Source organism: Pandoraea bronchicola (genome assembly GCF_902459805.1).
Lineage (GTDB): Bacteria > Pseudomonadota > Gammaproteobacteria > Burkholderiales > Burkholderiaceae > Pandoraea > Pandoraea bronchicola.
Map to the genome: position 1 here is coordinate 1 of NZ_CABPST010000002.1, position 24,778 is coordinate 24,778.

General features: G+C 62.3%; 21 protein-coding genes and 1 pseudogene. 15 read left to right on the forward strand and 7 right to left on the reverse strand.

From position 1 onward, the window contains the following. The 6 genes and pseudogenes from PBR20603_RS04320 to PBR20603_RS04345 form a co-directional block, all read left to right on the forward strand. Nucleotides 1-129 (forward strand): annotated as a pseudogene (locus tag PBR20603_RS04320) (allantoicase); the annotation flags it as partial. A 71-nt stretch (nt 130-200) separates the two neighbouring features. Further along, nucleotides 201-770, forward strand: coding sequence for an ureidoglycolate lyase (locus PBR20603_RS04325; protein WP_246174394.1), 570 nt, complete (start codon nt 201-203; stop codon nt 768-770). Between the two features lie 414 nt (nt 771-1,184). Further along, the gene (locus PBR20603_RS04330) at nt 1,185-2,609 is read left to right on the forward strand and encodes a circularly permuted type 2 ATP-grasp protein (protein WP_174977777.1); all 1,425 of its coding nucleotides are present in this window, start codon (nt 1,185-1,187) and stop codon (nt 2,607-2,609) included. Between the two features lie 44 nt (nt 2,610-2,653). Continuing rightward, entirely contained in the window at nt 2,654-3,649 is a 996-nt protein-coding gene (locus tag PBR20603_RS04335; protein ID WP_150558342.1) for an alpha-E domain-containing protein, read from the forward strand. Nucleotides 3,650-3,653: 4 nt separating this feature from the next. After that, complete coding sequence (locus PBR20603_RS04340; protein ID WP_150558343.1) at nt 3,654-4,457, forward strand: transglutaminase family protein; 804 nt, start codon at nt 3,654-3,656, stop codon at nt 4,455-4,457. 49 nt (nt 4,458-4,506) lie between these two features. Beyond that, complete coding sequence (locus PBR20603_RS04345) at nt 4,507-5,352, forward strand: proteasome-type protease (RefSeq protein ID WP_150558344.1); 846 nt, start codon at nt 4,507-4,509, stop codon at nt 5,350-5,352. Nucleotides 5,353-5,422: 70 nt separating this feature from the next. Here the strand turns inward: PBR20603_RS04345 and PBR20603_RS04350 are convergent, their stop codons facing one another. From PBR20603_RS04350 to uraH, 3 genes are all read right to left on the reverse strand, one after another. After that, entirely contained in the window at nt 5,423-6,802 is a 1,380-nt protein-coding gene (locus tag PBR20603_RS04350) for an MATE family efflux transporter (RefSeq protein ID WP_150558345.1), read from the reverse strand. A 536-nt stretch (nt 6,803-7,338) separates the two neighbouring features. Then, the gene (locus PBR20603_RS04355; protein ID WP_150558346.1) at nt 7,339-8,544 is read right to left on the reverse strand and encodes a urate hydroxylase PuuD; all 1,206 of its coding nucleotides are present in this window, start codon (nt 8,542-8,544) and stop codon (nt 7,339-7,341) included. Nucleotides 8,545-8,584: 40 nt separating this feature from the next. Next, nucleotides 8,585-8,935, reverse strand: a complete 351-nt coding sequence (uraH, locus tag PBR20603_RS04360; protein WP_150558347.1) for a hydroxyisourate hydrolase — start codon at nt 8,933-8,935, stop codon at nt 8,585-8,587. Nucleotides 8,936-9,372: 437 nt separating this feature from the next. On the opposite strand from uraH, the gene PBR20603_RS04365 reads away from it, so the two are divergent. Together PBR20603_RS04365 and PBR20603_RS04370 are read left to right on the forward strand one after the other, a co-directional pair. After that, entirely contained in the window at nt 9,373-10,740 is a 1,368-nt protein-coding gene (locus PBR20603_RS04365) for a nucleobase:cation symporter-2 family protein (RefSeq protein ID WP_150558348.1), read from the forward strand. Further along, a complete protein-coding gene (locus PBR20603_RS04370) occupies nt 10,740-12,098 on the forward strand; it encodes an 8-oxoguanine deaminase (RefSeq protein ID WP_150558349.1) in 1,359 nt (452 codons plus the stop codon). Before PBR20603_RS04365 ends, PBR20603_RS04370 begins: the two co-directional genes overlap by 1 nt. A gap of 173 nt (nt 12,099-12,271) precedes the next feature. On the opposite strand, the gene PBR20603_RS04375 is transcribed toward PBR20603_RS04370, so the two are convergent. Further along, nucleotides 12,272-13,210 carry a LysR substrate-binding domain-containing protein gene (locus PBR20603_RS04375; protein ID WP_150558350.1) on the reverse strand — a complete coding sequence of 313 codons (939 nt, stop codon included), beginning with the start codon at nt 13,208-13,210 and terminating at the stop codon, nt 12,272-12,274. A gap of 235 nt (nt 13,211-13,445) precedes the next feature. On the opposite strand from PBR20603_RS04375, the gene PBR20603_RS04380 reads away from it, so the two are divergent. The 4 genes from PBR20603_RS04380 (at nt 13,446) to PBR20603_RS04395 (ending at nt 18,354) form a co-directional block, all read left to right on the forward strand. Beyond that, the gene (locus tag PBR20603_RS04380; RefSeq protein WP_150558894.1) at nt 13,446-14,984 is read left to right on the forward strand and encodes an ABC transporter ATP-binding protein; all 1,539 of its coding nucleotides are present in this window, start codon (nt 13,446-13,448) and stop codon (nt 14,982-14,984) included. 91 nt (nt 14,985-15,075) lie between these two features. Further along, the gene (locus PBR20603_RS04385) at nt 15,076-16,182 is read left to right on the forward strand and encodes an ABC transporter permease (RefSeq protein WP_425495787.1); all 1,107 of its coding nucleotides are present in this window, start codon (nt 15,076-15,078) and stop codon (nt 16,180-16,182) included. Between the two features lie 10 nt (nt 16,183-16,192). Beyond that, complete coding sequence (locus PBR20603_RS04390; RefSeq protein ID WP_150558352.1) at nt 16,193-17,122, forward strand: ABC transporter permease; 930 nt, start codon at nt 16,193-16,195, stop codon at nt 17,120-17,122. An 83-nt stretch (nt 17,123-17,205) separates the two neighbouring features. Then, on the forward strand, nt 17,206-18,354 hold the full coding sequence (locus PBR20603_RS04395) for a BMP family ABC transporter substrate-binding protein (RefSeq protein WP_150558353.1): 1,149 nt from the start codon (nt 17,206-17,208) through the stop codon (nt 18,352-18,354). Between the two features lie 94 nt (nt 18,355-18,448). Here PBR20603_RS04395 and PBR20603_RS04400 read toward each other — a convergent pair whose 3' ends face one another. Beyond that, entirely contained in the window at nt 18,449-18,889 is a 441-nt protein-coding gene (locus tag PBR20603_RS04400; RefSeq protein ID WP_174977778.1) for a cupin domain-containing protein, read from the reverse strand. A gap of 437 nt (nt 18,890-19,326) precedes the next feature. On the opposite strand from PBR20603_RS04400, the gene PBR20603_RS04405 reads away from it, so the two are divergent. Further along, nucleotides 19,327-20,922: an ABC-F family ATPase gene (locus PBR20603_RS04405; RefSeq protein WP_150558354.1), complete on the forward strand. Its 1,596-nt coding sequence runs from the start codon at nt 19,327-19,329 to the stop codon at nt 20,920-20,922. 249 nt (nt 20,923-21,171) lie between these two features. Beyond that, the gene (locus PBR20603_RS04410) at nt 21,172-22,605 is read left to right on the forward strand and encodes an aldehyde dehydrogenase family protein (RefSeq protein WP_150558355.1); all 1,434 of its coding nucleotides are present in this window, start codon (nt 21,172-21,174) and stop codon (nt 22,603-22,605) included. On the opposite strand, the gene PBR20603_RS04415 is transcribed toward PBR20603_RS04410, so the two are convergent. Beyond that, nucleotides 22,586-22,801, reverse strand: a complete 216-nt coding sequence (locus PBR20603_RS04415) for a DUF1289 domain-containing protein (protein WP_150558356.1) — start codon at nt 22,799-22,801, stop codon at nt 22,586-22,588. The two genes, PBR20603_RS04410 and PBR20603_RS04415, sit on opposite strands and share 20 nt — an antisense overlap. A 167-nt stretch (nt 22,802-22,968) precedes the next feature. On the opposite strand from PBR20603_RS04415, the gene PBR20603_RS04420 reads away from it, so the two are divergent. After that, on the forward strand, nt 22,969-23,391 hold the full coding sequence (locus PBR20603_RS04420) for an EamA family transporter (protein ID WP_150558357.1): 423 nt from the start codon (nt 22,969-22,971) through the stop codon (nt 23,389-23,391). A 55-nt stretch (nt 23,392-23,446) separates the two neighbouring features. Here PBR20603_RS04420 and PBR20603_RS04425 read toward each other — a convergent pair whose 3' ends face one another. Continuing rightward, entirely contained in the window at nt 23,447-24,745 is a 1,299-nt protein-coding gene (locus PBR20603_RS04425; protein ID WP_150558358.1) for a phospholipase A, read from the reverse strand. Nucleotides 24,746-24,778 lie beyond the last annotated feature (33 nt).

Below are 24,778 nucleotides of genomic sequence, written 5' to 3' on the forward strand. Positions count from 1 at the left end.
AAGCAGTTCTTCTTCGAGGAGCCGGTGCAGAAGTTGGGGGCGATCACGCATATCCGTTTCAACATCATCCCGGATGGGGGCGTATCGCGTCTGCGCTTGTGGGGTTGCCTGAGCGACAAGAGGGCGTAAGCGAAGAAGGCGACGTCAGCGAACGGAAGACCTCTCGCATCCGGGAGAAAGCCGGGAGGCGAGAGGCAGCGATGGGCAAAAAAAGGGAAAAGGAAAAGGAGCGTGACATGGCGGGTCTGGCGTTGAAGATAGAGCGATTGACGCGGGAGGCGTTTGCGCTGTTTGGCGACGTGATTGAGTTGTCGGGGGCGAAGCATTTCGGGATCAATGGCGGGACGACGGAGCGATTTCACGATCTGGCGAAGGTAGATTTGGGTCCGGAGGGGGGAAGAGCGTTGGTGAATGTGTTCCGGGGTCAGCCGAGGCAATTGCCGTATGAGGTGAAGATGTTGGAGCGTCACCCGTTGGGGAGTCAGGCGTTCATTCCGTTGAAGACGACGCCGTATTTGGTGGTGGTAGCTCCGGCGGGCGAGTTGGATGTGGGACAGATGAGGGCATTCGTTTCGGATGGGTGGCAGGGAGTGAACTATGCGCGAGGGGTCTGGCATCACCCGTTATTGGCGTTGCATGAGGTGAGTGACTTCGTGGTGGTGGATCGGGGGGGAGAGGGGCACAACTGTGACGAGCAGGATTTGCCGGGTGAGTATGTGTTGACGCAGGCGGCGTTGGATGCGGTGCGGGCGCCCCAGAAGGCGGCATAAGCGAGAAGAAGCGAAGAGAGCAGGAAGTGTGAAGCAGGACAGCGAAGACGCCGGGGACAGTCCGGCGTTTTGCGTTTGAGCGGAGGGAAAACGAAGGGGGGGGTGTAAAGGGCGGGAAGTACGGAAGCGATGGGGAGACGGACCGGGGCCCCTTTCTGAATCGAGTTGGGTTTATGTCTGAGAGGCGGAAAGGGGCTCCGGTCCGTCTGGAGGGCGGTGTTAAGAGGAGGAAGGAGGGAAGGGAGGAAACGAGGCAAACATAAAAAAGCCCGAAACAACACCGACTCCTATACTGAAAATCACCGACGTGGTGCGGGTGGAGGAGGTGCGCACCGAAAACGTGCGGAATGGGTGAGAAAACGGCTCGGGCATGGATATTGCTCGATCTCGACACAGCAATCTGCGGAGAAGCGTATGGTCGAGAGCTATAACGAGATGGCGAGCATCACGGGTGCGACGCGGGCGCATTACCGTCGGTTTGACGATTGGTTGAAGTGTCAGCCGGACGATGTCTTGCACCACAAGCGGGCTGAGGCTGACCTTGCGTTCCGACGGGTGGGGATAACGTTTGCTGTGTATGGCAACGAGGCGGGCACGGAGCGCCTGATCCCATTCGATCTGATTCCGAGAATCATACCTGCGCATGAGTGGCAGACGTTGCAGACGGGATTGCGTCAGCGGGTGGAGGCGTTGAACCGCTTTATCCATGACGTTTATCACGAGCAGGACATCTTGCGTGCGGGCGTCATTCCGGCGGATCAGGTATTGAAGAATGCGCAATATCGTCCGGAGATGCAGGGTGTGGATGTGCCGGGCGACATCTATGCGCACATTGCGGGTGTAGACGTTGTACGTGCTGGCACGGGGGATGACGGCGTGTTCTACGTGTTGGAGGACAACCTGAGGGTGCCGTCTGGCGTGTCATACATGCTGGAGAACCGCAAGATGATGATGCGGTTGTTCCCGGAGTTGTTTGCGAGAAACCGGATTGCGCCGGTCGAGCACTATCCGGACCTCTTGCTGGACAGCTTGCGCGCTGTGGCGCCGATGGGGGTAGATGACCCGACGGTCGTCGTCATGACCCCTGGCATCTACAACTCGGCCTACTTCGAGCATGCATTTCTGGCGCAACAGATGGGTATTGAATTGGTGGAAGGGCAGGACCTGTTCGTAGAGGACAACCTTGTCTACATGCGAACCACCAATGGCCCGAAGCGAGTCGACGTCATCTATCGCAGAATCGACGACGATTTTCTCGATCCGCTGGCCTTCCGGGCCGACTCCAGCTTGGGGGTGCCGGGGTTGTTGAGCGTCTACCGGGCGGGGCGTGTCACCTTGGCCAATGCCATTGGTACGGGCGTTGCCGATGACAAGTCCATCTACCCGTTCGTGCCTGACATGATCGAGTTCTATCTTGGCGAGAAGCCCATCCTGAACAACGTGCCGACCTACCAGTGCCGTCGACCGGACGATCTTGCCTACACCTTGGACAACCTCGCCGAGCTTGTCGTCAAAGAAGTCCACGGTGCGGGTGGCTACGGCATGCTCGTCGGCCCGGCATCCACCAAAGCCGAGATCGAGGCCTTTCGCCAGCGGCTCATCGCCAAACCCGACGGTTACATCGCACAACCTACGCTTGCCTTGTCCGCATGCCCGACCTTCGTCGAGGCGGGTGTCGCGCCGAGGCACATCGACCTGCGCCCGTTCGTGCTGTCTTCTGGCCGGGGCGTCAACATGGTGCCGGGCGGACTCACCCGCGTTGCGCTGACAGAAGGATCGCTGGTCGTCAACTCCTCCCAGGGCGGCGGGACGAAGGACACCTGGGTGCTTGAGAAATAAGCCGCGTCAGCCGGATACGACAAACATCATAGCGAGAAGAGATCATGCTTAGCCGCACTGCCGATCACCTGTTCTGGATGGCTCGCTACATGGAGCGGGCCGAAAACACCGCCCGCCTGCTCGACGTTAACCTGCAGAACCTGCTGCTGCCGCAAGATGCCATCGATGACGAAGAAGACGCTGACAACGTGCGTCTGCTCGCCGGCAGTTTCAACGACGAGGCCGGGTGGCGCGCCACCTTGCGTATCTCCGAACTCGAACCCGCGTTCAATCGCAAACATGCGCGTGCCACACGCGCCAACGTCCTCGACTTCGTTGTGCGTGATCGCGAAAACCCGTCCAGCATTGCCTGCTGCCTCGCGGCCGCGCGCGAGAATGCTCGCGCCGTGCGCGGCACCCTGACCACCGAACTGTGGGAAACCGTCAATAGCACCTGGCTCGAATTCCCGCGCATACTCGAGCTGCTCGAGCGCGATCCGGCGCACTTGTTCGAGTGGGTCAAAGTGCGCTCCCACCTCTCACGCGGAGTGAGCTTCGGCACCTTGTTCCAGGACGATGCCTTCTACTTCACCCGATTGGGCCTCTTCCTCGAGCGTGCCGACAACACCGCCCGCATCCTCGACGTGCGCTTCCACGAAGCCGTACGCGCCGACCGGGCGGGAGCCGACTCCCATCCGACCGACTTCTACTACTGGTCCGCCGTGCTGCGCAGCGTGTCCGGCTTCGAGATTTACCGCAAGGTGTACCGGGATGTCATCACCCCTGAGCGCGTCGTCGAACTGCTCATGCTCAACGCCCACATGCCACGCTCGCTGCTCGCGTCGCTCACGGGCGTGTGTGAAAACCTCGCCACACTGTCCAACGCCCAGTCGGGTGACGTCGAACGCTATGCCGGCAAGCTACAGGCCGAACTCAAGTACACCGACATCCAGCAGGTCCAGCAGCAAGGGCTCCACCCCGTCCTGACTGAGTTCCTCGAGCGAGTCTCCGTGCTCGGCAACAAGATCAGCCAGACATTCCTGATTCCGCTTGCCGCCTGATGCCATGCGCCTGATCATCCGCCACGACACCACCTACCGCTACGACACGCCGGTACGCTACACCATCCAGCAGCTTCGGCTCACGCCTGTGGGCTCCGAGGTGCAGCGCATCGTGCACTGGCGGCTGAGTGCGCCCGGCAAGCTCACCGCCTCGCGCGACGCCTTCGGCAACGACATGCATACCCTCGTGCTGCACCAGCCGCACAGCGAAATCCACCTGCTTGCCGAAGGCGAAGTCGAAACCACCCCCCTCGTCGACGGCAAGCTCTCAGAGGTGAGCCATGCCGTACCAGTGTTATGCTTCGCCAGCCCGACACCGCTCACTGCGCGCAACGATGCCATCGACGCACTCGCTGGCGACGCCGGGGTGGCGACGCCGGGCGAACTGCTGGCGCTTGCGGCCACCATCTGCGAGAAAGTCGACTATGAATCCGGTATCACCGCCGTCACCAGCACCGCCGCGCAGGCATTGGCGCTGGGACGGGGCGTTTGTCAGGATCATGCGCATCTCATGCTCGCCGTCTGCCGGGCACGCGGTGTGCCGGCGCGATACGTCAGCGGATACATCGACCCGGGTGACGTGCCGCATGCGGCCAGTCATGCGTGGGTCGACGTATGGGTCGATGGGGCAGGGTGGGTCAGCATCGACGTGACCCATGCCTGCTTTGCCAGCGGCAACTACTGCCGGCTAGCCGTCGGACGCGATTACGAGTCTGCGGCGCCGGTCAGGGGCATGCGCAGCGGTGGGGCGACCGAAGCGCTGCACGTATCGGTGAGCGTCGATACCGTGCCGCTCGATCAACAATAGCTTTCAGCGTGACGGGGTGGAGTACCCCGCACGGCTAGACAGGAACGACATGACGTATTGCGTGGCCATGAAGCTCGATGCCGGGCTCGTATTTCTCTCCGATACCCGTACTAACGCAGGTGTCGATCACGTGAGCACCTTTCGCAAGATGCTCGTGTTCGAGCGTCCCGGCGAGCGCGTGCTTGTGCTGCTCTCGGCGGGCAACCTCGCGCTCACGCAAGCGGTGCGCCAGCACCTGGTCGAAGCGCGCGATACCGACACCCTGTGGACCGCCAAGACCATGAGCGACGTGGCGCGCGTCGTTGGCCAGGCGATTCGCGACGTCTACGCACGCGATGCCAAGGCGCTGGAAGCCTTCGGTGTCGACTTCAACTGCAGCTTCCTGCTCGGCGGCCAAATCGCCGGGGCGCCGAGCCGACTCTTCCAACTGTACTCGGCAGGTAACTTCATCGAAGCATCGTCGGTCAACCCGTATTTCCAGATCGGCGAGTCCAAATACGGCAAGCCCATCATCGACCGGCTCGTCACACCCGCCACGTCGCTGGACGACGGCGCCAAATGCGCACTTATCTCCATGGATTCCACGCTGCGCTCCAACGTCTCCGTGGGGCTGCCGCTCGACCTGCTCGTGTATGAAGAAGACAGCCTGCGCGTGACGCGCTTCGCGTCGCTCGACGACGAAAACGTCTACTACAAGATGATTCACGATACCTGGGGTTCGCGTCTGCGTCAGGTGTTCGACGAACTGCCCGAGCCGCAATGGGCTGCCAGCGACGTTGGCGTCTCCGTCCTGCCGCCCCCGCGTGCTACACCGCCCGACGGCGCGCCGGGCGCGGATGACGCGACCAACGTTCAATCGCTTGCACAAACCTTCTCGCTGAAAATGCCGAGCTGAGGGTTCGCCGCATCGGGATAAAAAAACGGCGTGACGATGAAGTCACGCCGTTTTGCGTTACGCCTGCGCCTCAGCAAGACGTTGCGGGTGTCAGTAACGCTTCGCTGCGCAGACTACGCCAGTACAGCCATGCGCTGATCGCCAGCGTCAGCACTTCGGTGATCAGCAACGTGTACCAGATGGCCGCGCCGCCGAGCCAGACGTTGAGCAACCACAGAATGCCCAGCAACAGCACCCAGCTTCGCAGCATCGCAATGGCTGCCGACGGACCCGGTGCCTCCACGGCGGTCAGGAAACCCGCCACGATCAGATTGCCCGCGGCCGGCAGAAACGCCAGCGCGTACCAAAGCACGGCGTGCTCGAGAATCGACCATGCCTGAGCGCCTGCCGGCAGGAACAGGAATGTGAGCGGACGAGCGAGCGTCGCCATGGCGATTGCCACCAACACCGAGAAGCCTGTCACGGCAATCGCGCCCAGCCGGAACGATTCGCGCAGGGCATGCAGATCGCGTGCGCCACGATAGAAACTGATCATCGGTTGCATGCTCTGCACCAGCGCGACCATCGTGACGGTGGCGCCGAGCGTCATGTATTCCAGAATGGCGTAGGCTGCCAGTCCGGGTTCGCCGAAGTTCGACAGAATCACGCGATTGAAGGCGAATACCGTCACCGCCGGCGCGATCGCACCCAGAAACTCCGAGGCGCCGTTGTACATTGCGCGCCAGACATGGGCCTCGGCTTTCCCGAACGCGCGCCACGCGGGTACGACCTGCTTGGCCAGCACGAAGTGATAAGCGAGCATCGCGCTGCTGGAGACCATCATCGACAAGCCCGTGGCGAGCGACGCCCCGTACATGCCCATCTCACGCTCGACAATGAACCAGTAGTCGAGCGCCACGTTGGCAAGTGCGCCCATGAACATCGCGTACAGACCGAAACGTGCGGCCGGTGCCCCTTCCACGCGCAGGAACAGCTCCAGCGCGTAAAGGCCGTTGGCGAAGAGCACGAACCACCCCCAGCCCGACAAATAGGCCACCACATCTTGCGTGATGGGGCCCTCGGCACCGAGCGCGGCTGCGATTTCATGACGGAAGCCGAGCACCGCGGCGCTCATTGTGATGCCGAAGGCGAGCATCACCCAGAGCACCTGCGAGAATGCGCGACGCGCTTCCGCTTCCCGTCCCTCGCCAAGCAGACGGGCAATGAGCGTGGCGCCGCCCACACCCGCCATCACACTGAACGCGTAAGGCACATACAGCAGCGGCACGACGAGGTTGAGCGCGGCGAGCGCCTGTTCGCCGACATAGCGGCCGATGAAGATGCCGTCGATCAGCGTGTAGACCGTGTACACCCAGCCGGAAAGTATGGTCGGGATCGCGAGCGACGCAAATTGTTTGAGCAGCGACGTCCTGACGCCGTGCGTGGATTGGCAGAAAGTGGAATGAGACATGGTCCCCCCGATGACATATCGCCGCGTCGTGTCGGGACGCAGCTCACCGTGGCTTGCACATCGAATACTTCGAGATGGGAGATCGACCGGGCGCGCGCAAGCGATGGCGCACCCGCCCCGCCCGACACATCACGCGCAGCAGTGCGCGAGAGACGTTATCAGGCAGACAGACCCGACGGCGGGAACATGGCCTGGTGCAGATGCACCCAGACGACGCCTTGCCGGGAAGCGGAGAAAAGCAGGAAATTCATGATGTTTTTTGCGTGACGCGCCTGCCTTCAAAAGCATCGCGCCAGTGGTTGAACGTTATGGGAAGGTTGGGCGGATGCCGCCCTCACAAAAACGTTACGCCCGGACTGCCGGGCGCGTAGTACAGACCTGCGTACCCGTGCTGAAGTTCCCAACCGATGGTTTATAGGGCGGACCGGCAATGCTTCCTACGATGGGCAAGGCGGCCAGTGCGGGCACGGGGGCCATGAAAAAAGGGGCGCCTGAGCGCCCCAACATGGGTCCAGCAAGAAAGACGGTTGCCGCCGTTATTGTTGTGCGCCGCCGTTGAACCACGCGGCGATTTTCTGGCGTTCGTCGTCGGTCATCTGGGTCACGTTGCCCAGCGGCATCGACTTGAGTGCCACGGCCTGCTGATAGATCCGCTGCGCGTTCTGCGAGATCTCGGCCGGCGTATCGAGCATCACGCCCGCCGGGGCGCTGCCCATCATCGTCGGCTTGGCCGAGTGGCACGTGGCGCAGCGTTGCGTGAGGATCGGCTGAATCTCCGAGAGCTTCACCGCCGGGGCCGCGGCTTCGCCGTGCGCACCTGCGGCCGGGGCCGGCGTGGGGCGCGGTGCGGCAAAGACGGCAACGCCTGCCAGCAGTGCCGCGCCGACGACCGGCAGCGCGTACAGGTTCTTGCCGGCATGGCGCAGCACGAAGAACTGACGAATCATCGCGCCTGCGGCCATGATGATCGTGAGAATCACCCAGTTGTACGGATTGCTGTATGTGAACGCATAGTGGTTGCTGATCATGATGAACACGACCGGCAGGGTGAAGTACGTGTTGTGCACCGAACGCTGCTTGCCCAGCTTGCCCCAGATCGGATTCGGGACTTCGCCCTTCGACAGCGCGTCGACACTCTTGCGTTGTCCCGGAATGATCCAGAAGAACACGTTGGCCGACATCGACGTCGCCATCATGGCGCCCACAATCAGGAATGCGGCACGACCGGCAAAGATATGCGTCGTGGCATAGGTCGCGGCGACCACGAACAGCGCAACGCCAATGCCCAGCACGCGCTCGTTCTTGCCCAGCATGCGGCACAGGAAGTCATAGACGAACCAGCCGCCGATCAGGAACGCCACCGCGATGCCCACCGCCTGACCCGGTTGCAAATCCATCACGTTCTTGTCGATCAGATACGTCTGCGGTTGCAGCAGATACAGCACGCAGAACAGGGCAAAACCCGAGAGCCACGTCGTGTACGACTTCCACTTCGACCAGTGCAGGTCTTCCGGCATCTGCGGCGGCGAGTTCAGATACTTCTGGGCGTGGTAAAAACCACCGCCATGCACCGACCACATCTCACCGAACACGCCTTTTTGCTTGTCCTCAGCAGCCTTGGGCGGCTTCAGACCGTTGTCCAGCATCACGAAATAGAACGACTCGCCAATCCAGGCAATGGCGGCCACCACATGCAGCCAGCGCAGCAACAGATTGACCCAGTCGGTAATAAACGCTTCCATCTTATGTTCTCCTCAACTGCCTGACGTTCACGCTCGCGTTTCAGCTGCCGCGATACGTGGAAAAGCTCCACGGCGAAACCAGAAGGGGCACGTGGTAATGCTGGGAAGGCTCGGCAATGCCGAAGCGCAGCACAACGCGGTCGACAAAACGCGGCGAAGGAACGTCCACGCCTTGCGCGGCGAAATAATCGCCCGCGTGGAACACCAGCTCGTATTCACCCGCGACGAATTCCTCGCCTTCGAGCAGCGGCTTGTCGCAGCGGCCGTCGCTATTGGTCTGCACGTCGCGCAGCGAACGGCGCTCGCCGTCCACGCGCCACAGTTCGACACGGATGCCTGCGCCAGGCTTGCCGTGCGATGTATCAAGTACGTGGGTAGTCAGTCGTCCCATGGTGTCTCCTGTGATGGATGGGTGCATTGTAGGGAGATAGCGGCCGGGCAACGGGCGCAATACCAAAGATAAAAATGCGCACATACCGTGTCACGCCAGACAAAAAGATGACGGCGATCCCCGGGGCGTACCCGCATGTTCGAGCGTACGCTGCAGCCGCTGTGTTTGGGATTTTTTGGACCACTATTTGCTTCTGTTATCCAGTGCATAACGGTTGGCGTATGAGGTGTTGTCGTGACGCCAGTCCCGCCGCCCGGAAAGCCCAATGGTGACGTGCATTCTTGGGGAAAACCCGAGACGCATGATAAGCATTCAGGCATACGTTCTATGTAAAAAGCACTATAGCCCTGGGTAGTCTTGCCGCAAAAGGCGTCGACCTTCACCATTGAGCCACCCCAAAAATATTAATCGAACAGCCCCCCTGGGACGGAGACGCAATGAGTGTGACAACGAAAGCCGTGGATCCGGTCGACGAACGACTGCCGATCGGAAAATTGTTCATGCTGGGCCTGCAACACGTGCTGGTGATGTATGCAGGGGCGGTCGCGGTGCCGCTGATCATTGGCGGTGCCCTTGGCTTGCCCAAGGATCAGATTGCTTTTCTTATTTCCGCCGACCTGATGTGCTGCGGCATTGCCACGTTGTTGCAAAGCGTGGGGGTGGGCCGGTTCGGCATTCGCATGCCGGTCATCATGGCGGTGACCTTCGCGGCCGTCGGTCCGATGCTCGCCATCGGCACCAACCCGTCGCTCGGCCTTCCCGGCATTTTTGGCGCGACGATCGCTTCGGGCATCATCGGAACGCTCATCGCACCGGTCATCGGCAAGTTGTTGCGCTTTTTCCCGCCGATCGTCACAGGCATCGTGATCACGTCCATCGGCCTGACGATCATTGGCGTGGGTATCAATTGGGCCGCAGGCGGCGTGGGCAACCCCGATTACGGCGACCCGGTCTATCTGGGCGTGTCGTTCGCGGTGCTTATTTTCATCTTGCTGATTACGCGTTTCGTGAAGGGCTTCTTCTCGAATATCGCCGTGCTGATGGGCATTCTGTTCGGCTTCGCGATCGCGCTGATGCTGCACAAAGTGAATTTCGACGGTTTGGATCAGGTGAAGTGGTTTGACGTCGTGCTGCCGTTCCATTTCGGCATGCCGGTGTTCGATCCGTGGGCGATCGTCACGCTCACCATCGTGATTCTGATCACGTTTATCGAATCGACGGGCATGTTCCTGGCGCTCGGCGAGATCGTCGGCAAGCCCGTCGACGAGAAGGCGCTGGTGGCGGGGCTGCGTGTCGATGGTGTGGCCACGGTGATCGGCGGCGTGTTCAACACCTTCCCGCACACCTCGTTCTCGCAGAACATCGGCCTCGTGGGCGTGACGGGCGTAAAGAGCCGTTGGGTCTGCGCGTCGGCTGGCGTCATCCTGCTGGTTTTCGGCCTGATCCCCAAGATGTCGGTGATCGTTGCCTCGATTCCGCAATTCGTGCTGGGCGGTGCGGGCGTGGTCATGTTCGGCATGGTGCTCGCCACGGGTATCAAGATCCTGTCGAAGGTCGACTACTCGCATAACCGCTACAACCTGTACATTGTGGCCATCAGCATCGGCATGGCGATGATCCCGGTCGCGTCGAACAAGTTCTTCGCGAAGATGCCGGAGCAGCTCGCGCCGCTGCTGCACAGCGGGATTCTGCTTGCCACACTCTCGGCCGTGATTCTGAACGCCTACTTCAATGGCTTCAAAGCCCCGGCGGCCAACGGTCACGGCGAGAAGAACGGCACAGGCATGGGGCTGGAGGCGCACTGATGAAAACACTGCTCGTCAAGAATGCCGAGGTTCTGGTCACGATGGACGCAGGCCGCCGCGAGATTGCCCGCGGCGGGCTGTACGTGGAGGACAACCGGATCGTGGCTGTCGGCACCAGCGATACGCTGCCGGCCACGGCCGACGAGGTGCTGGATTTGACCGGGCACGTCGTGATTCCCGGTCTCGTCAACACGCATCACCACATGTACCAGAGCCTCACGCGTGCCATTCCGGCGGCGCAGGACGGCGAACTGTTCAACTGGCTGACGAACCTGTATCCGGTGTGGGCGAATCTCACGCCGGAGATGATTCGCGTCTCGACGCAGACGGCGATGGCCGAATTGCTGCTCTCGGGTTGCACGACGTCGAGCGACCATCTGTATATCTACCCAAACGGTTGCAAGCTCGACGACAGCATTGAAGCGGCCGCCGAGATCGGCATGCGTTTTCACGCGAGCCGGGGCAGCATGAGCGTCGGGCAGAGTCAGGGCGGACTGCCGCCCGATCGCGTTGTCGAGCGCGAAGACGCCATTCTCAAGGACACACAGCGTCTCATCGAGACGTATCACGACGAAGGCCGCTACGCGATGCTGCGGGTGGTCGTGGCGCCTTGCTCGCCGTTCTCGGTGAGCCGTGACCTGATGCGCGAATCGGCGTCGATGGCGCGTCACTATGGGGTGTCGCTGCATACCCATCTGGCCGAGAACGTCAACGATATCGCCTACAGCCGCGAGAAGTTCGGCATGACGCCGGCCGAGTACGCTCAGGATCTGGGGTGGGTCGGGCACGATGTCTGGCACGCTCACTGCGTGCAACTCGACGATGCAGGCATTGCGCTGTTCGCCAAGACCGGCACCGGCGTGGCGCATTGCCCGTGTTCGAACATGCGGCTCGCCTCGGGCATTGCGCCAATTCGCCGCATGCGCGACGCGGGCGTGCCGGTCGGGCTGGGTGTGGATGGTTCGGCCTCGAACGACGCCGCCAACATGATCGGCGAAGCGCGTCAGGCCTTGCTCTTGCAACGCGTGGGCTTCGGCCCGAGCGCAATGACAGCCCGCGAAGCATTGGAAATCGCCACGGTGGGCGGCGCGCGCGTGCTGGGCCGAGATGATATCGGCGTGCTGGCGGCAGGCATGGCGGCCGATTTCGTGGCGTTCGACACCCGTAGTGTGGGCATGGCGGGCGGTCTGCACGATCCGGTCGCCGCCTTGGTGTTCTGTAACCCTGGACAAGCCGCGTATAGCGTGGTGAACGGACGGGTGGTGGTGCGTGAAGGGCGTCTGGCGACGCTTGACCTGCCGTCGCTCGTCACGCGTCACAACGCCTTGGCGCGGCAACTGGCCGAGGCTTCCCGGTAAGGTGTTGCCACACCGGCCACATATTCATGGTGTGTGGCCGAGCGTGGCAATGGACAAGCGGGAAATCGGGGGGGCGTTCCTGTGCATGGGGAACGCCGCCGTTCGGTTCGGCGGGGCGGTGGGGGCCGCTCCGCCGGTAAAAACGGGGCAGGACCCCCGGCAGGCATTGACGCTCAGGGCAGCGTGCGTGTCTCGAGCAGCGTGCGGGTGGCGTCGGAAATGACGCTGCGCAGCCAGCGCACTTCATCTGAGTAGTGCGTACGCTCGTGCCACAACTGGTAGTACTGCATCGGCGGAAAGTCGATGGGTGCTTCGACCACGGTCAGCGGCAGGAACTCCGCGTAATGGTCGGCAAACAGGCGTGTCGTCGTAAAGATCAGATCGGATTTGAGCAGGACGTACGGTGCCAGGTTGAAGTACGGAATCGTCACAACCACATTACGCTTCAGGCGCTCGCGCGCGAGATGCATATCGATGGCGCCGCGTTGCGCGACGGAGTATGGCGTCGGCGCGAGGTGCGGGCTGGCGAGGTATTGCTCGAGGGTCAGGCCGCGTTTGGCATACGGATGCGTATTGCGCACCAGACAGACGATCTGGTCGACGAACAGGTTCGAGAGGTGAAGCTGCTCGGGCGGCTCGGGCCAGTTGCCGATGACGATGTCGACCTTGCCGTCCTCGAGCGCGTGCTCGTAGTCGAAGGCGGGGCCGAGCGAATGCAGTTCAAGCTGCGCGTTGGGGGCCTGCTGGCGGAAGCGCTCGACAACCGTCGGCACGAACAGCGTATTCAGGTAGTCGGGGGAGCCGATGCGGAACGTGCGGACCGTCGTGGCCGGATCGAAATTCGATTGCTGAACCGTGATGCGCTCGATTTCACGCAGCGCGTTTTGTGTCGGTTCCAGCAGCGATTGACCGTACTCCGTGGGCACCATGCCCGATTTGCCGCGCACCAGCAGCGGATCGCCGGTGATATCGCGCAAACGCCGCAACGCCGCGCTGATCGCGGGTTGCGACTGGTTCAGCTTGACGGCCGCACGCGTCACGCTACGCTCGATCAACAAGGTGTGAAGAACGCGCAGCAAATAAGTGTCGATCGGTTCGCGGTTTTGGCTCATGAGGAATATAACAATCCGAATATATCGGACCTTGAATTGCATAATTAAATCATTATGAAGCACAAGCGCCCGGCGTCTCTATAGCGGAAAGCCCCTATCACCAAAATAGGCGCTTGTCGCCCGCAATACGTCAGGTCAGGCCATGTTATTGACGCATGCTCGACATTTCGCCGCGAATTGGGTATTTTCGTCCCCGCCCAAGCTCAGGACCGAGACTTCGCCCGTGACATCTTCCATGCAATCGACGCCACGTCTGGCGCTGACCGGCATCACCAAACGCTATCCGAGCGTGGTGGCCAACGACGACATCGCGTTGCGCATATTACCCGGCGAGATCCACGCGGTACTGGGCGAGAACGGCGCAGGCAAAAGCACGTTGATGAAGATCATCTACGGTGCCGTGCGCCCTGACGCGGGCGAAATCCGCTGGGAAGGGCAGCCGACGCGCATCGATAGCCCGGCCGCAGCCCGCAAGCTCGGCATCGGCATGGTCTTCCAGCATTTCTCGTTGTTTGAGACGCTGACCGTCGCCGAGAATATTTCCCTCGCCCTCGATGACGCGGGTCACGATCTGAAGGCGCTCGCCGGCCGCATCCGCGACGTGTCGGCGCAGTACGGGCTCGAAGTCGATCCGGCGCGTCACGTGCATAGTCTCTCGGTGGGCGAGCGGCAGCGCGTGGAGATTGTGCGCTGCCTGCTGCAGAATCCGCGTCTGCTCATCATGGACGAGCCCACGTCGGTGCTGACGCCGCAAGCCGTCCAGAAGCTCTTCACGACGCTGCGCCGTCTGGCCTCCGAAGGCTGCAGCATCGTCTACATCAGTCACAAACTCGACGAAATCCGTGACCTGTGCGACCGGGCGACCGTGTTGCGTGCCGGGCGCGTGTCGGGGCACGCCGTGCCACGCGAAGAGACTGCCGAGACGCTTGCTCAGATGATGATCGGCCGTGCGTTGCCGCAGATCGAGCGTCGCAAGCACCAACCGGGTGATGTGCTGCTTTCCCTGCGTCACCTGTCGATGGTCAGTGAAGACCCGTTCGGCACTTCGCTGCATGACGTCAACCTTGACGTGCACGCGGGCGAGATCGTCGGTATTGCGGGCGTGTCCGGTAATGGACAGGCCGAGTTGCTGGCCGCACTGTCGGGCGAGGCCCGGGCGCCGCAAGCAGAAGCGCTTCATATGAACGGCCGCGCCGTCGGCCGCATGGGGGCCGCCACCCGGCGGCGTCTCGGGCTGGCGTTCGTGCCGGAAGAGCGCCTGGGGCGTGGCGCGGTGCCCAGTATGTCGCTGACGGACAACGCGCTGCTCGGGGCGTCCGGCACGGCGCATCTGGGATTGCTGCGCGGCGGCTGGATTCGTCGAAACACGCTTCGGCGGTTCGCGTCGTTGTGCATCGAGCGTTTCAATGTGAAGGCGGGCGGCCCGGACGCTGCCGCGCAGAGTCTGTCGGGCGGCAATCTGCAGAAGTTCATCGTCGGACGTGAAATCCTTCAGGAACCCCGGGTGCTCGTGGTGGCCCAGCCGACGTGGGGTGTCGACGTCGGGGCCGCGAGCTTCATCCGCCAGCAATTGCTCGACCTCTCGGCACGCGGCGTCGCAGTGCTGGTGTTGTCCGAAGAACTCGACGAACTTTTCGAAATTTGTGACCGGATCACGGTGCTCGCGCAGGGGCGTTTGTCGCCTGTACGCAAGCCCGAGCAGACCGACGCCCGCGAGATCGGCCTCTGGATGGCGGGGATGTTCCCCGGCGGCCCGGGCGAACGCGCAGCCTGACGTGCCGGCACGACTGGCTTGACTAGTATCGGCGGGTCTTCGCTCGCACCGCCGCGGGCACTGTAACGTTTTTCAACGATTTCCAGACATCATGTTCGATTTCACGCTTGAGCCACGGCCAAGTCCTTCCCGCACCATGCGGCTCGCCATGCCGCTGGTGGCCACGCTCATCACGCTGGCCGGCGGTGTGCTCATCTTCAGCTTTCTCGGCAAGAATCCGGCACAGGCGATGGCTGCGTTCTTTCTGGCACCTATCAGCAGCCTGAACGGCTGGTCCGAGTTGTTGCTCAAGGCGTCGCCCTTGTGTCTGATTGCACTTGGGCTGGCCATTGGCTATCGGGCCAACGTATGGAACATCGGCGCAGAAGGCCAGTTGCTGCTGGGTGGGATTTTCGCCTCCGGTGTCGCGATTCATTTCGACGGCCATGGCGGCCCGTGGCTATTGCCGTTGATGATGGCCGCAGGCGCGCTGGGCGGTATGTTGTGGGCCGCCATCCCTGCGCTGTTGCGCGTGCGCTTCAACGCCAACGAGATTCTCGTGAGCCTGATGCTGACGTACGTTGCCACGCAGCTTCTGATCTATCTGGTGAGCGGGCCGTGGCAAGACCCGCACGGCATGAATTTTCCTCAGTCGATCAACTTCGGCCGCGATGCGCTGTTCCCGCGCTTTTTCGGTGACTGGCACTGGGCGCCGTGGCGCGGCACTCGCCTGAACGCGTCGGTGTTCATGGCGGTGATCGCCGTGCCGGCGGCGTGGTTCTTCATGCGCAAGAGCTTCGCCGGCTACCGGATGGAGGTCGGCGGACTTGCACCGCTTGCCGCTCGATACGCGGGCTATTCCGAGCCGCGCGCGGTCTGGCTCGCCTTGTTGATCGGCGGGGCGGCAGCGGGGCTGGCGGGCACGGGCGAGGTGGCGGGGCCGGTCGGGCAGCTTCAGGCGACGTGGGCGCCCGGATATGGTTTCACGGCCATCATCGTGGCGTTCGTCGGCCGCTTGCATCCGGTCGGAATCGTTCTGGCGAGCCTGCTCATGGCGCTGTTGTACCTCGGCGGCGAAGCGGTGCAGACGTCGCTGCAATTGCCCAAGGCGATCAGCGGCGTGTTTCAGGGATTACTGTTATTCAGCCTGCTGGGTTGCGACGTTTTCGTGAACTACCGTCTGCGCCGTCGTGCCCGAGCACACGCGCGAGAAGCCTGAGGAGCGCCGCATGGACTGGATCAATCTGCTGACGCCGCTGGCGGCAAGTGCCGTGATCGCGGCCATTCCCTTGATGCTGGCCGCGCTGGGCGAACTGGTGACGGAAAAATCGGGTGTCCTCAATCTCGGCGTGGAAGGCACGATGCTCATGGGCGCCATTGGCGCGTTCGCCGTGACCGTGCAGACGGGAAGCCTCTGGCTCGGCGTGCTCGCAGGCATTGCTGCGGGGGTGGCCATGTCTGCCGTCTTCGCGTGGCTCACGCTCTCGCTCATGGCCAATCAGGTGGCGACGGGCCTGGCGCTGACGATTTTCGGCATCGGCCTGTCTGCCTACGCCGGCCGTCCTTACACGGACGCCACGATCCCGATGCTGCGCGACTTGCCGATGCCTGGCTTGTCGTCGATTCCCGTATTGGGGCCGTCGATCTTCTCGCTCAACCCGCTGGGTTATCTCTCGGTGGTGCTGCTCGTGGCGATTGCCTGGTTCCTGTACCGTACGCGCGCCGGACTGGTGCTGCGCTCGATCGGTGAGGCGCCCGCTGTCGCCCATGCCATTGGCTACCCGGTGGTGCGCATCCGTTATCTTGCGACGCTGTTCGGCGGCGCGATGTCGGGGCTCGCAGGCGCGTATTACTCGGTGGGCTATCTGCGCCTATGGCAGGAAAACCTGACGGCAGGGCGTGGCTGGATTGCGCTGGCGCTCGTGGTGTTCGCGACGTGGCGTCCGGGACGTACGGTACTCGGCGCGCTGCTCTTCGGTGTGGTCATGGCGTTGCAGTTCCAGGCGCAGGCGATGGGCATTCGCATCCCGTCGCAGGCATTGGCCAGCCTGCCGTATCTGGCGACCATCGCCGTGCTCGTGATCATCTCGCGGAATCGCCAGACGATTCGCCTGAATGCACCCGCGTCCCTCGGCAAGCCGTTTTTTGCGGGGTCTTGACGCGTTGTCTGCGGACAGCGCGAACGTTCGGTAATCGCGGCAAAAGCTTCAACCTGAAACAATCGATGACGAGGAGAAAATCGATGCGACGTAAAGTCCTGATCACGATGGCAAGTCTTGCGGCTGCCATGCTGGTTTCCGCCTGCGGCAAGCAGGAGAGCAACACCGCCAACGCGCCAGCAGCAGCATCCGACGCTCAGGCATCGGCCGCGCCGGCAGGCAAGGGCCCGATGGGCGTGGCGTTCGTCTATATCGGCAACCCGGGCGACGCCGGCTGGACCTATGCGCACGAGCAAGGTGCCAAGGCCGTCGAAGCCAAGTTCGGCGACAAAGTGAGCGTGACCCGTGTCGAGAACGTGCCCGAAGGTGCGGACTCGGAGCGCGTGTTCCGCGATCTGGCGAGCAAGGGCAACAAGCTGATTTTCGGCACGTCGTTCGGTTACATGGATTCGATGGTCAAGACGGCCGCTGATTTCCCCGATGTGACATTCGAGCATGCGACCGGCTTCAAGACGGCTCCGAACCTCGGCACGTATGACGTGCGTACGTATGAAGGTGCGCATCTGGCCGGCGTGGTCGGCGGGCATGTAACGAAGTCCAACGTGATCGGCTATGTGGCATCGGTGCCGATTCCCGAGGTGATCCGTAATATCGATGCGTTCACCATCGCGGCGCGCGAAGTCAATCCGAAGGTCAAGGTGAAGGTCGTCTGGATCAATAGCTGGTTCGATCCGGGCAAGGAGCGTCAGGCGGCGGAATCGCTCGTCGGTCAAGGTGCCGACGTGCTGATGCAGAACGTCGACTCGGCCGTGGTGATGCAGGTGGCCGAAGAGAAGAAGATCCACGCCTTTGGCTGGGATTCCGACATGAGCAAGTTCGGCCCGAACGCGCATCTTGCATCGGCGGCTATCGACTGGAGCAAGTACTACATCCGCACCGTCGACGAGGTCATGCAGGGTTCGTGGAAGAACACCCCGGTCTGGGGCGGCATCAAGGAAGACGAGATCAACCTGGTGGCCATTAACGACAAGGCCGTGCCGGAAGCTGCCCGCAAGGCTGTCACGGCACGTCACGACGCGATTCGCGATGGCAAATACGATCCGTTCACGGGCCCGATCAAGGGGCAGGACGGCAAGGAAATCGTGCCGGCTGGCAAGACGCTCAACGACGACGAGAAGCACCAGATCAACTGGTTCGTCGAAGGGGTCGAGGGCTCGCTGCCGAAGCAGTAATGACGTGCGCCGCCCCTGTGCGGCATCGCGTTGTCTGGAAAACCGCCGGTATCTGCCGGCGGTTTTTTTACGTGCCGAGGCTTTGGACGGCGCGTTAGTCGCGGGGGAGGCTCGCCGTTTCGTCCTGCGCGAGCTGTCCCGCATTGGGAGAGATGACGGCGAGCGGTTGCTGCACCGAGCGTGCGTAGAAGACCAGCAATTCGGCCCCGGTGTCGCCTGTCCAGCCCCGATGCGGCACGTCGACCAGTTCCGTGACCGTTTGGCCGGCCACGAACGAACGTTGCGCACCGTTATCCGCCCGCTCGACCGTCAACTGGCCCGAAGCCACGTAGCCGATGGCAGGCATGGGGTGGATATGCCAGTCCAGCCGCGTGTTCGGGGCGATCGTGATGCGCACGAGCGTTGGCTCGGGAACGCCGGAGGGATACGCCGTATAGCCGGTCTGGTCCCATGCCGTCGTGGATTTTGCGAGGGTTTCGGTGCTGATCCCCGTGGCGCGGGCATCGGCGGCGAAAGGCGCGGCAACGGCGCTCAACAGTGCGGCGGCGCCGAGCAGGCGGCCGAGGAGAGGGGGGCAGCGAGGGCGAAGCAGGCGAAGAGGGCGAAGAGGGCGAAGAGGGTAAAAAGGGCGAAGAGGGCAAAAAGGGCGCAGCACGCGTGCAGGGCGCATCGATAGGCGGATGGCAGACATAGGAAGGGCATTGGGAAGATGATGGGAGGCGCCTGGGCTGGCAAGACGCGCCGGCCCGGTGCCGTCTGGCCGCATACGGCATGTGAGGGGCTCGGGCAGCCTCACGCGGTTGGACGCAACCTAAAGCTGGCGGACGCCTTGTACCCCCTTCACGCGCCGTATTTCGGAGCCTTCACAAGCGCTGAGGCCGACTGAGGGCGCGTGACACGCATCGGTGCTAAAATATTGGGTTTCGTGGCGCAATTTTGTGCCGCCGCACTTCATTTCCCCGGATACCGCCTGTGCTGTCTACTGCCAATATCACGATGCAATTCGGCGCCAAGCCGCTCTTCGAGAACATCTCCGTCAAATTCGGCGGGGGCAACCGTTATGGCCTGATCGGCGCTAACGGCTGCGGCAAGTCGACGTTCATGAAGATCCTCGGTGGCGATCTGGAGCCGAGCGCCGGCAACGTGATGCTCGAACCCAACGTGCGTCTGGGTAAGCTCAAGCAGGATCAATTCGCGTATGAAGACATGCGCGTGCTCGACGTCGTGATGATGGGCCACACCGAGATGTGGGCCGCCATGAGCGAGCGCGATGCGATTTACGCCAATCCGGAAGCGACGGACGACGACTACATGCACGCCGCCGAACTCGAAGCGAAGTTCGCCGAGTACGATGGCTATACGGCTGAAGCGCGCGCGGGTGAGTTGCTGCTGGGCGTGGGCATTCCGACCGACCAGCATCAGGGGCCGATGAGCAACGTCGCACCGGGCTGGAAGCTGCGTGTGCTGCTCGCGCAGGCGCTGTTCTCGAATCCGGACGTGCTGCTGCTCGACGAACCGACCAACAACCTGGACATCAACACGATCCGCTGGCTGGAAGACGTGCTCAACGAGCGCAACTCCACCATGATCATCATTTCCCACGATCGCCACTTCCTGAACGCCGTGTGCACGCATATGGCGGATATGGACTACGGCACGCTGACGATCTATCCGGGCAACTACGACGACTACATGCTCGCGTCGGCGCAGGCCCGCGAGCGTCAGATGGCGGCAAACACCAAGGCCAAGGAACGTATCACCGATCTGCAAGACTTTGTGCGCCGCTTCTCGGCGAACAAGTCGAAGGCGCGTCAGGCGACGAGCCGTCTCAAGCAGATCGACAAGATCAAGGTTGAAGACATCAAGCCTTCGTCGCGTCAGAACCCGTTCATTCGCTTCGAATTCGAGAAGAAACTGCACAATCTCGCGTTTGAGTTCGAAGGTATTTCGAAGTCGTTTGACCGCCAGATTTTCAAGCACTATTCCGGTGCCGTGCGTGCCGGTGAGCGCGTGGCGATCATTGGCGAGAACGGTGCGGGCAAGACCACCCTGCTGCGCAGCCTGATGGCGGAACTGCCGGTCGATGAAGGCACCGTGAAGTGGGCGGAGAATGCCAACATCGGCTACATGCCGCAGGACACGTCGGAAGCGTTCCCGCAGGATGTATCGCTCACCGACTGGATGACGCAATGGGGCAAGGAAGGCGACGACGATCAGGTGATTCGCGGTTCGCTGGGCCGGCTGCTGTTTGGTGGCGACGACGTGCGCAAGTCCGTGCGGGTGCTCTCCGGTGGCGAGAAGGGCCGCATGATCTGGGGCAAGCTGATGCTGGGCCGTCACAACGTGATGATGATGGACGAGCCGACCAACCACATGGATATGGAGTCGATCGAGTCGCTTCAGATCGCACTCGACAAGTATCCCGGCACGCTGATCTTCGTCTCGCACGATCGTGAATTCGTGTCGGGCCTGGCGACGCGCATCATCGAAGTGAAGAGCGACGGCACGCTGATCGACTACGCGGGCACTTACGACGAGTACCTGGCCAGCCAGGGCGTGGAAGTCTGACGAAAGACCTCCAGGCGTTCACGCCGCACTTGTACTTGTAATTACCCGGCAGGGCGCTTGCGTGGCAGGCGCCCTGTTTGCGTTTACGGCGCGTTGCCGCTGAGGGCTGAGGCATGTCTTCCGATCGCGCCTTCGGAATATCGGAACGATCGGGTCGGCGCCACCTGATTTCAGCGTCGGATCGGGAAGTGCGGAGGAGAGCGGTCTACAATGACCGTTCGACGTTCATCTGCCAGCAGGAGACATTGCATGATCACGTACGACAAGTTTTTCATCGATGGTCAGTGGGTAACGCCGGTGGGGCGCGGCACACTGGACGTCTTCCACTCGGCCGATGCGAAGCTCATGGGCCGCATTCCCGAGGGCGCGGCAGAAGACACGGAGGCTGCCATTGCCGCGGCGCTGGCGGCGCGCGACACCTGGGCGGCGACGCCACCTGCCGAGCGCGCTGCCTATCTGCGAAAGATCGCGGCAGGCCTGAAGGCCCGCACAGACGATCTGGCGAATGTCATGACGGGCGAGACCGGGATGCCGATCAAGCTCGTTCGTGCGATTCAGGTGGGTGGCCCGGTTTATCACTGGAACAATTACGCTGAACTGGCCGAGGCGTTCGAATTCGAAGCGCGCGTGGGCAATTCGCTGGTGGTGCGCGAGCCGGTGGGGGTGGTCGGAGCGATCACGCCGTGGAATTACCCGCTGAATCAGATCACTTTGAAGGTTGCGCCGGCGCTGGCTGCCGGGTGCACGGTGATACTCAAGCCGTCGGAGGTGGCGCCATTCAACGCGTTCATTCTGGCGGAGGTGATTGCCGAGGCCGGCCTGCCGGCGGGCGTGTTCAATCTGGTGACGGGCCTCGGACCGGTGGTCGGTGAGGTGCTGGCGCGGCACCCCGACGTCGATATGGTCTCGTTTACCGGGTCGACTCGCGCGGGCAAGCGTGTGTCCGAAGTGGCGTCGCAAACGGTCAAGCGCGTGGCGTTGGAGTTGGGCGGAAAATCGGCGTCGGTGGTGCTCGACGATGCGGATCTTGCCGCAGCGGTCAAAGGCACGCTTAACGCCTGCTATCTGAACTCCGGCCAGACATGTTCGGCACACACGCGCATGCTCGTTCCTGCGTCGCGCTATGCGGAAATCAAGGCGCTCGTAAAGGACGCCGTCGCTCGCTTTACGTTGGGCGATCCGCGCGAGGAAACAACGCGTCTGGGGCCGTTGGCATCGGCCGCACAGCGCGAACGCGTGCAGACCTACATCCGCAAGGGCCTTGCCGAAGGGGCCGAACTGATCGCGGGCGGCGATGCGGTGCCGGAGGGCTTTGAGGCGGGCTTCTTCGTCCAGCCGACGGTGCTCGGGCGTGTCGCCCCCGACGCTACGGTGGCTCAGGAGGAGATCTTCGGCCCGGTACTCTCGATCATCACGTATCAGGACGAGGCGGATGCCGTGCGTATTGCCAACGACTCCATCTACGGATTGGGTGGCGGCGTGTGGTCAGGCGATGAGGCGCGTGCAGTGCGCGTGGCGCGTCAGATCCGCACGGGGCAGGTGGACATCAATGGCGGGGAGTTCAACGTGCAAGCGCCGTTCGGCGGCTTCAAACAGTCGGGGCATGGGCGCGAGAACGGCGTGTACGGCTTCGAGGAATTCCTCGAGTACAAGTCGTTGCAGTTCAAGTCTGCGAAGTCGTAGTCCCGTTGTCGCAAAAGCGCATCGCCGTCCCTTCGCGGTTGATGCGCGCCCAGACTGCGGCCTTTTCTTCGTCAGTGAAGAACACCCAGTTCGACACTTCGTAAGCGGTGCGGCCACAACCCTTGCAGACGTCGTCGAAAAGGGTCGAGCAAACACCAATGCAGGGGCTGTCGGGGCGGTCATGCAGTTCGGACATAGGGGGAGCGAATTTGGCCGGAGGCGGGTCAGTGTCACGGGGAGCCGCCATTATCTCACCGATGGCCGAACCGGCTGCCATTCCCCTACGGCCGGGGGCGGGCGGTGGACTTTTCGGCGAGTTTCGGGTGGGTGGTACTCAAATCTCTATCACGATGGTGGTTCGCTATGCTGCGTAGCTGGCAACTATTTGCGCTGGGTTCGGCATTTTTTGCGGCACTGACAGCCGTGTTCGGCAAGCTCGGGGTGGCGCAGGTCAACTCGAACATGGCCACGTTGATTCGCACCGTTATCATTTTTTCGGTGACGCTGGCGATCGTGGGCATGCGAGGCGAGTGGCAGCGGCCGACCAGCCTGAGTGCGAATACCTGGCTGTTTCTTGTGCTCTCCGGGGTGGCGACCGGCTTGTCGTGGCTTTGCTACTTCCGGGCGCTGCAGTTGGGACCGGTGTCGGGCGTGGCACCGCTCGACAAACTCAGCGTCGCGATGGCGATGCTGATCGGCTGGGTGCTGCTCGGTGAGCCGTTCTCGCTCAAGGAAGCCATCGGTGGGGCGCTGATTGTCGCGGGAGCTCTCGTGCTGGTGTTGTGAGCTTGAGGGGGGGGCGGCATCACGAGCGGTCCGCGGCACCTACAGGCAGGCGGTGTCACCAGCGGAACACGCTATACCCGATACGTACTTGCGAGGTCGAATGACGGTTGTAGTCGAGCAGGTCTTCGCCGTAGCCAGTGAAGTACCCGAGCCAGACGTAGCCCCCTGTGCCCGGGATCAACTTGCCGAGCGGGTAAGTCACCTGCACATCTACGCTGCCATAGTTGCGCTTCATGCCCTTGCGCAGCGTCGCACCGATCTGCCAGCCATTCGGCTTACCCCATAGCACGAGCAGATCCATGTAGCCACGGTAGTCCTGGATATCGCTGTTGTCGTTCTTTTCCAGATAGGCGTAGAGCTTCGGTGCCACCGTCAAGTGGTATTCGGATGGATTCCCGAACTTCAGGATTGGTTTGACGAAGACGGTGTTGATGCTGCGCGAATCGTCGCCTGCTTTGCCATTGGATTCATGTTCGATACCTGCGGCGACGCCCAGCGACGTGAACCAGCTCGTGCGCACGCCCGTGTCCGGAACGTAGTAGAAGAGGCTCGGCCGATAGTTTGAGTCGCGGAAAGGGGCCGATTCGGCTTGCAGATCCCAGATCGACAACTGGGTATAGCCGAAATACAGGTTGTCGAGGAAGGACTTCGACGTCGGATTGTCTGGCTTGAGAATGTGGAACTTGAAGCTGAGTTGAAACCGCGCGTTCGCGTCACCGTTCTTGCCGAACGCAATGTACATCGGCTCATTCGACGAAATGCGGGCGAACTCGGTGTCGGTCGTTGGCGCAATGGCGTCGGGGGCGGCGCTGGCGATCGCGCTCGATGCCGGGGCGGCGGCAGACGCCGTGGCGCCTGCCGCCGCGTTTTGCGCCGCGCTAGCGTCGGGCGATGCGGGGGCGGCTGCCACCATCGGTTCGGACGGTGCGGCGCGATCGAGCACGAGGGTCGTGGTCGAGGCATCCCAATCGACAGGTTCGATACGGACGGTGCCACGCAATGCCGTGGGGAGTGCGGCGGAATATGAGATGCGCCGGAACTGACCGTTCGAGAGTGTCACGCTGGCGGGTGCCATGGCGGCCCGCTTCAGATGGAGCAGCGTCGGCTTGAAGTCGTCGTTGGAGATGCGCACGACGATCTCGTCCGGCAGCTTGATCGTCTTGCGACCCGGGGTGTCCTGAGTGACCAGCAGGGTCAATTGCAACGGTGCTTCGCCCGTGAGGGCGCGTGGAGGTTGCAAGAGTGAGAGTTCGGCGTTTGCCGCACCGCTCAGGGCGAGGCAGAGTGTTGCTGTGCCGATTCGGATAGCGCGCAACGGCGATGGGGCGAATGTGGTGAGATTCGTCTTGGGCATCGGTCCGGTCTGGGTTGGCGACCCCGGGCCGGT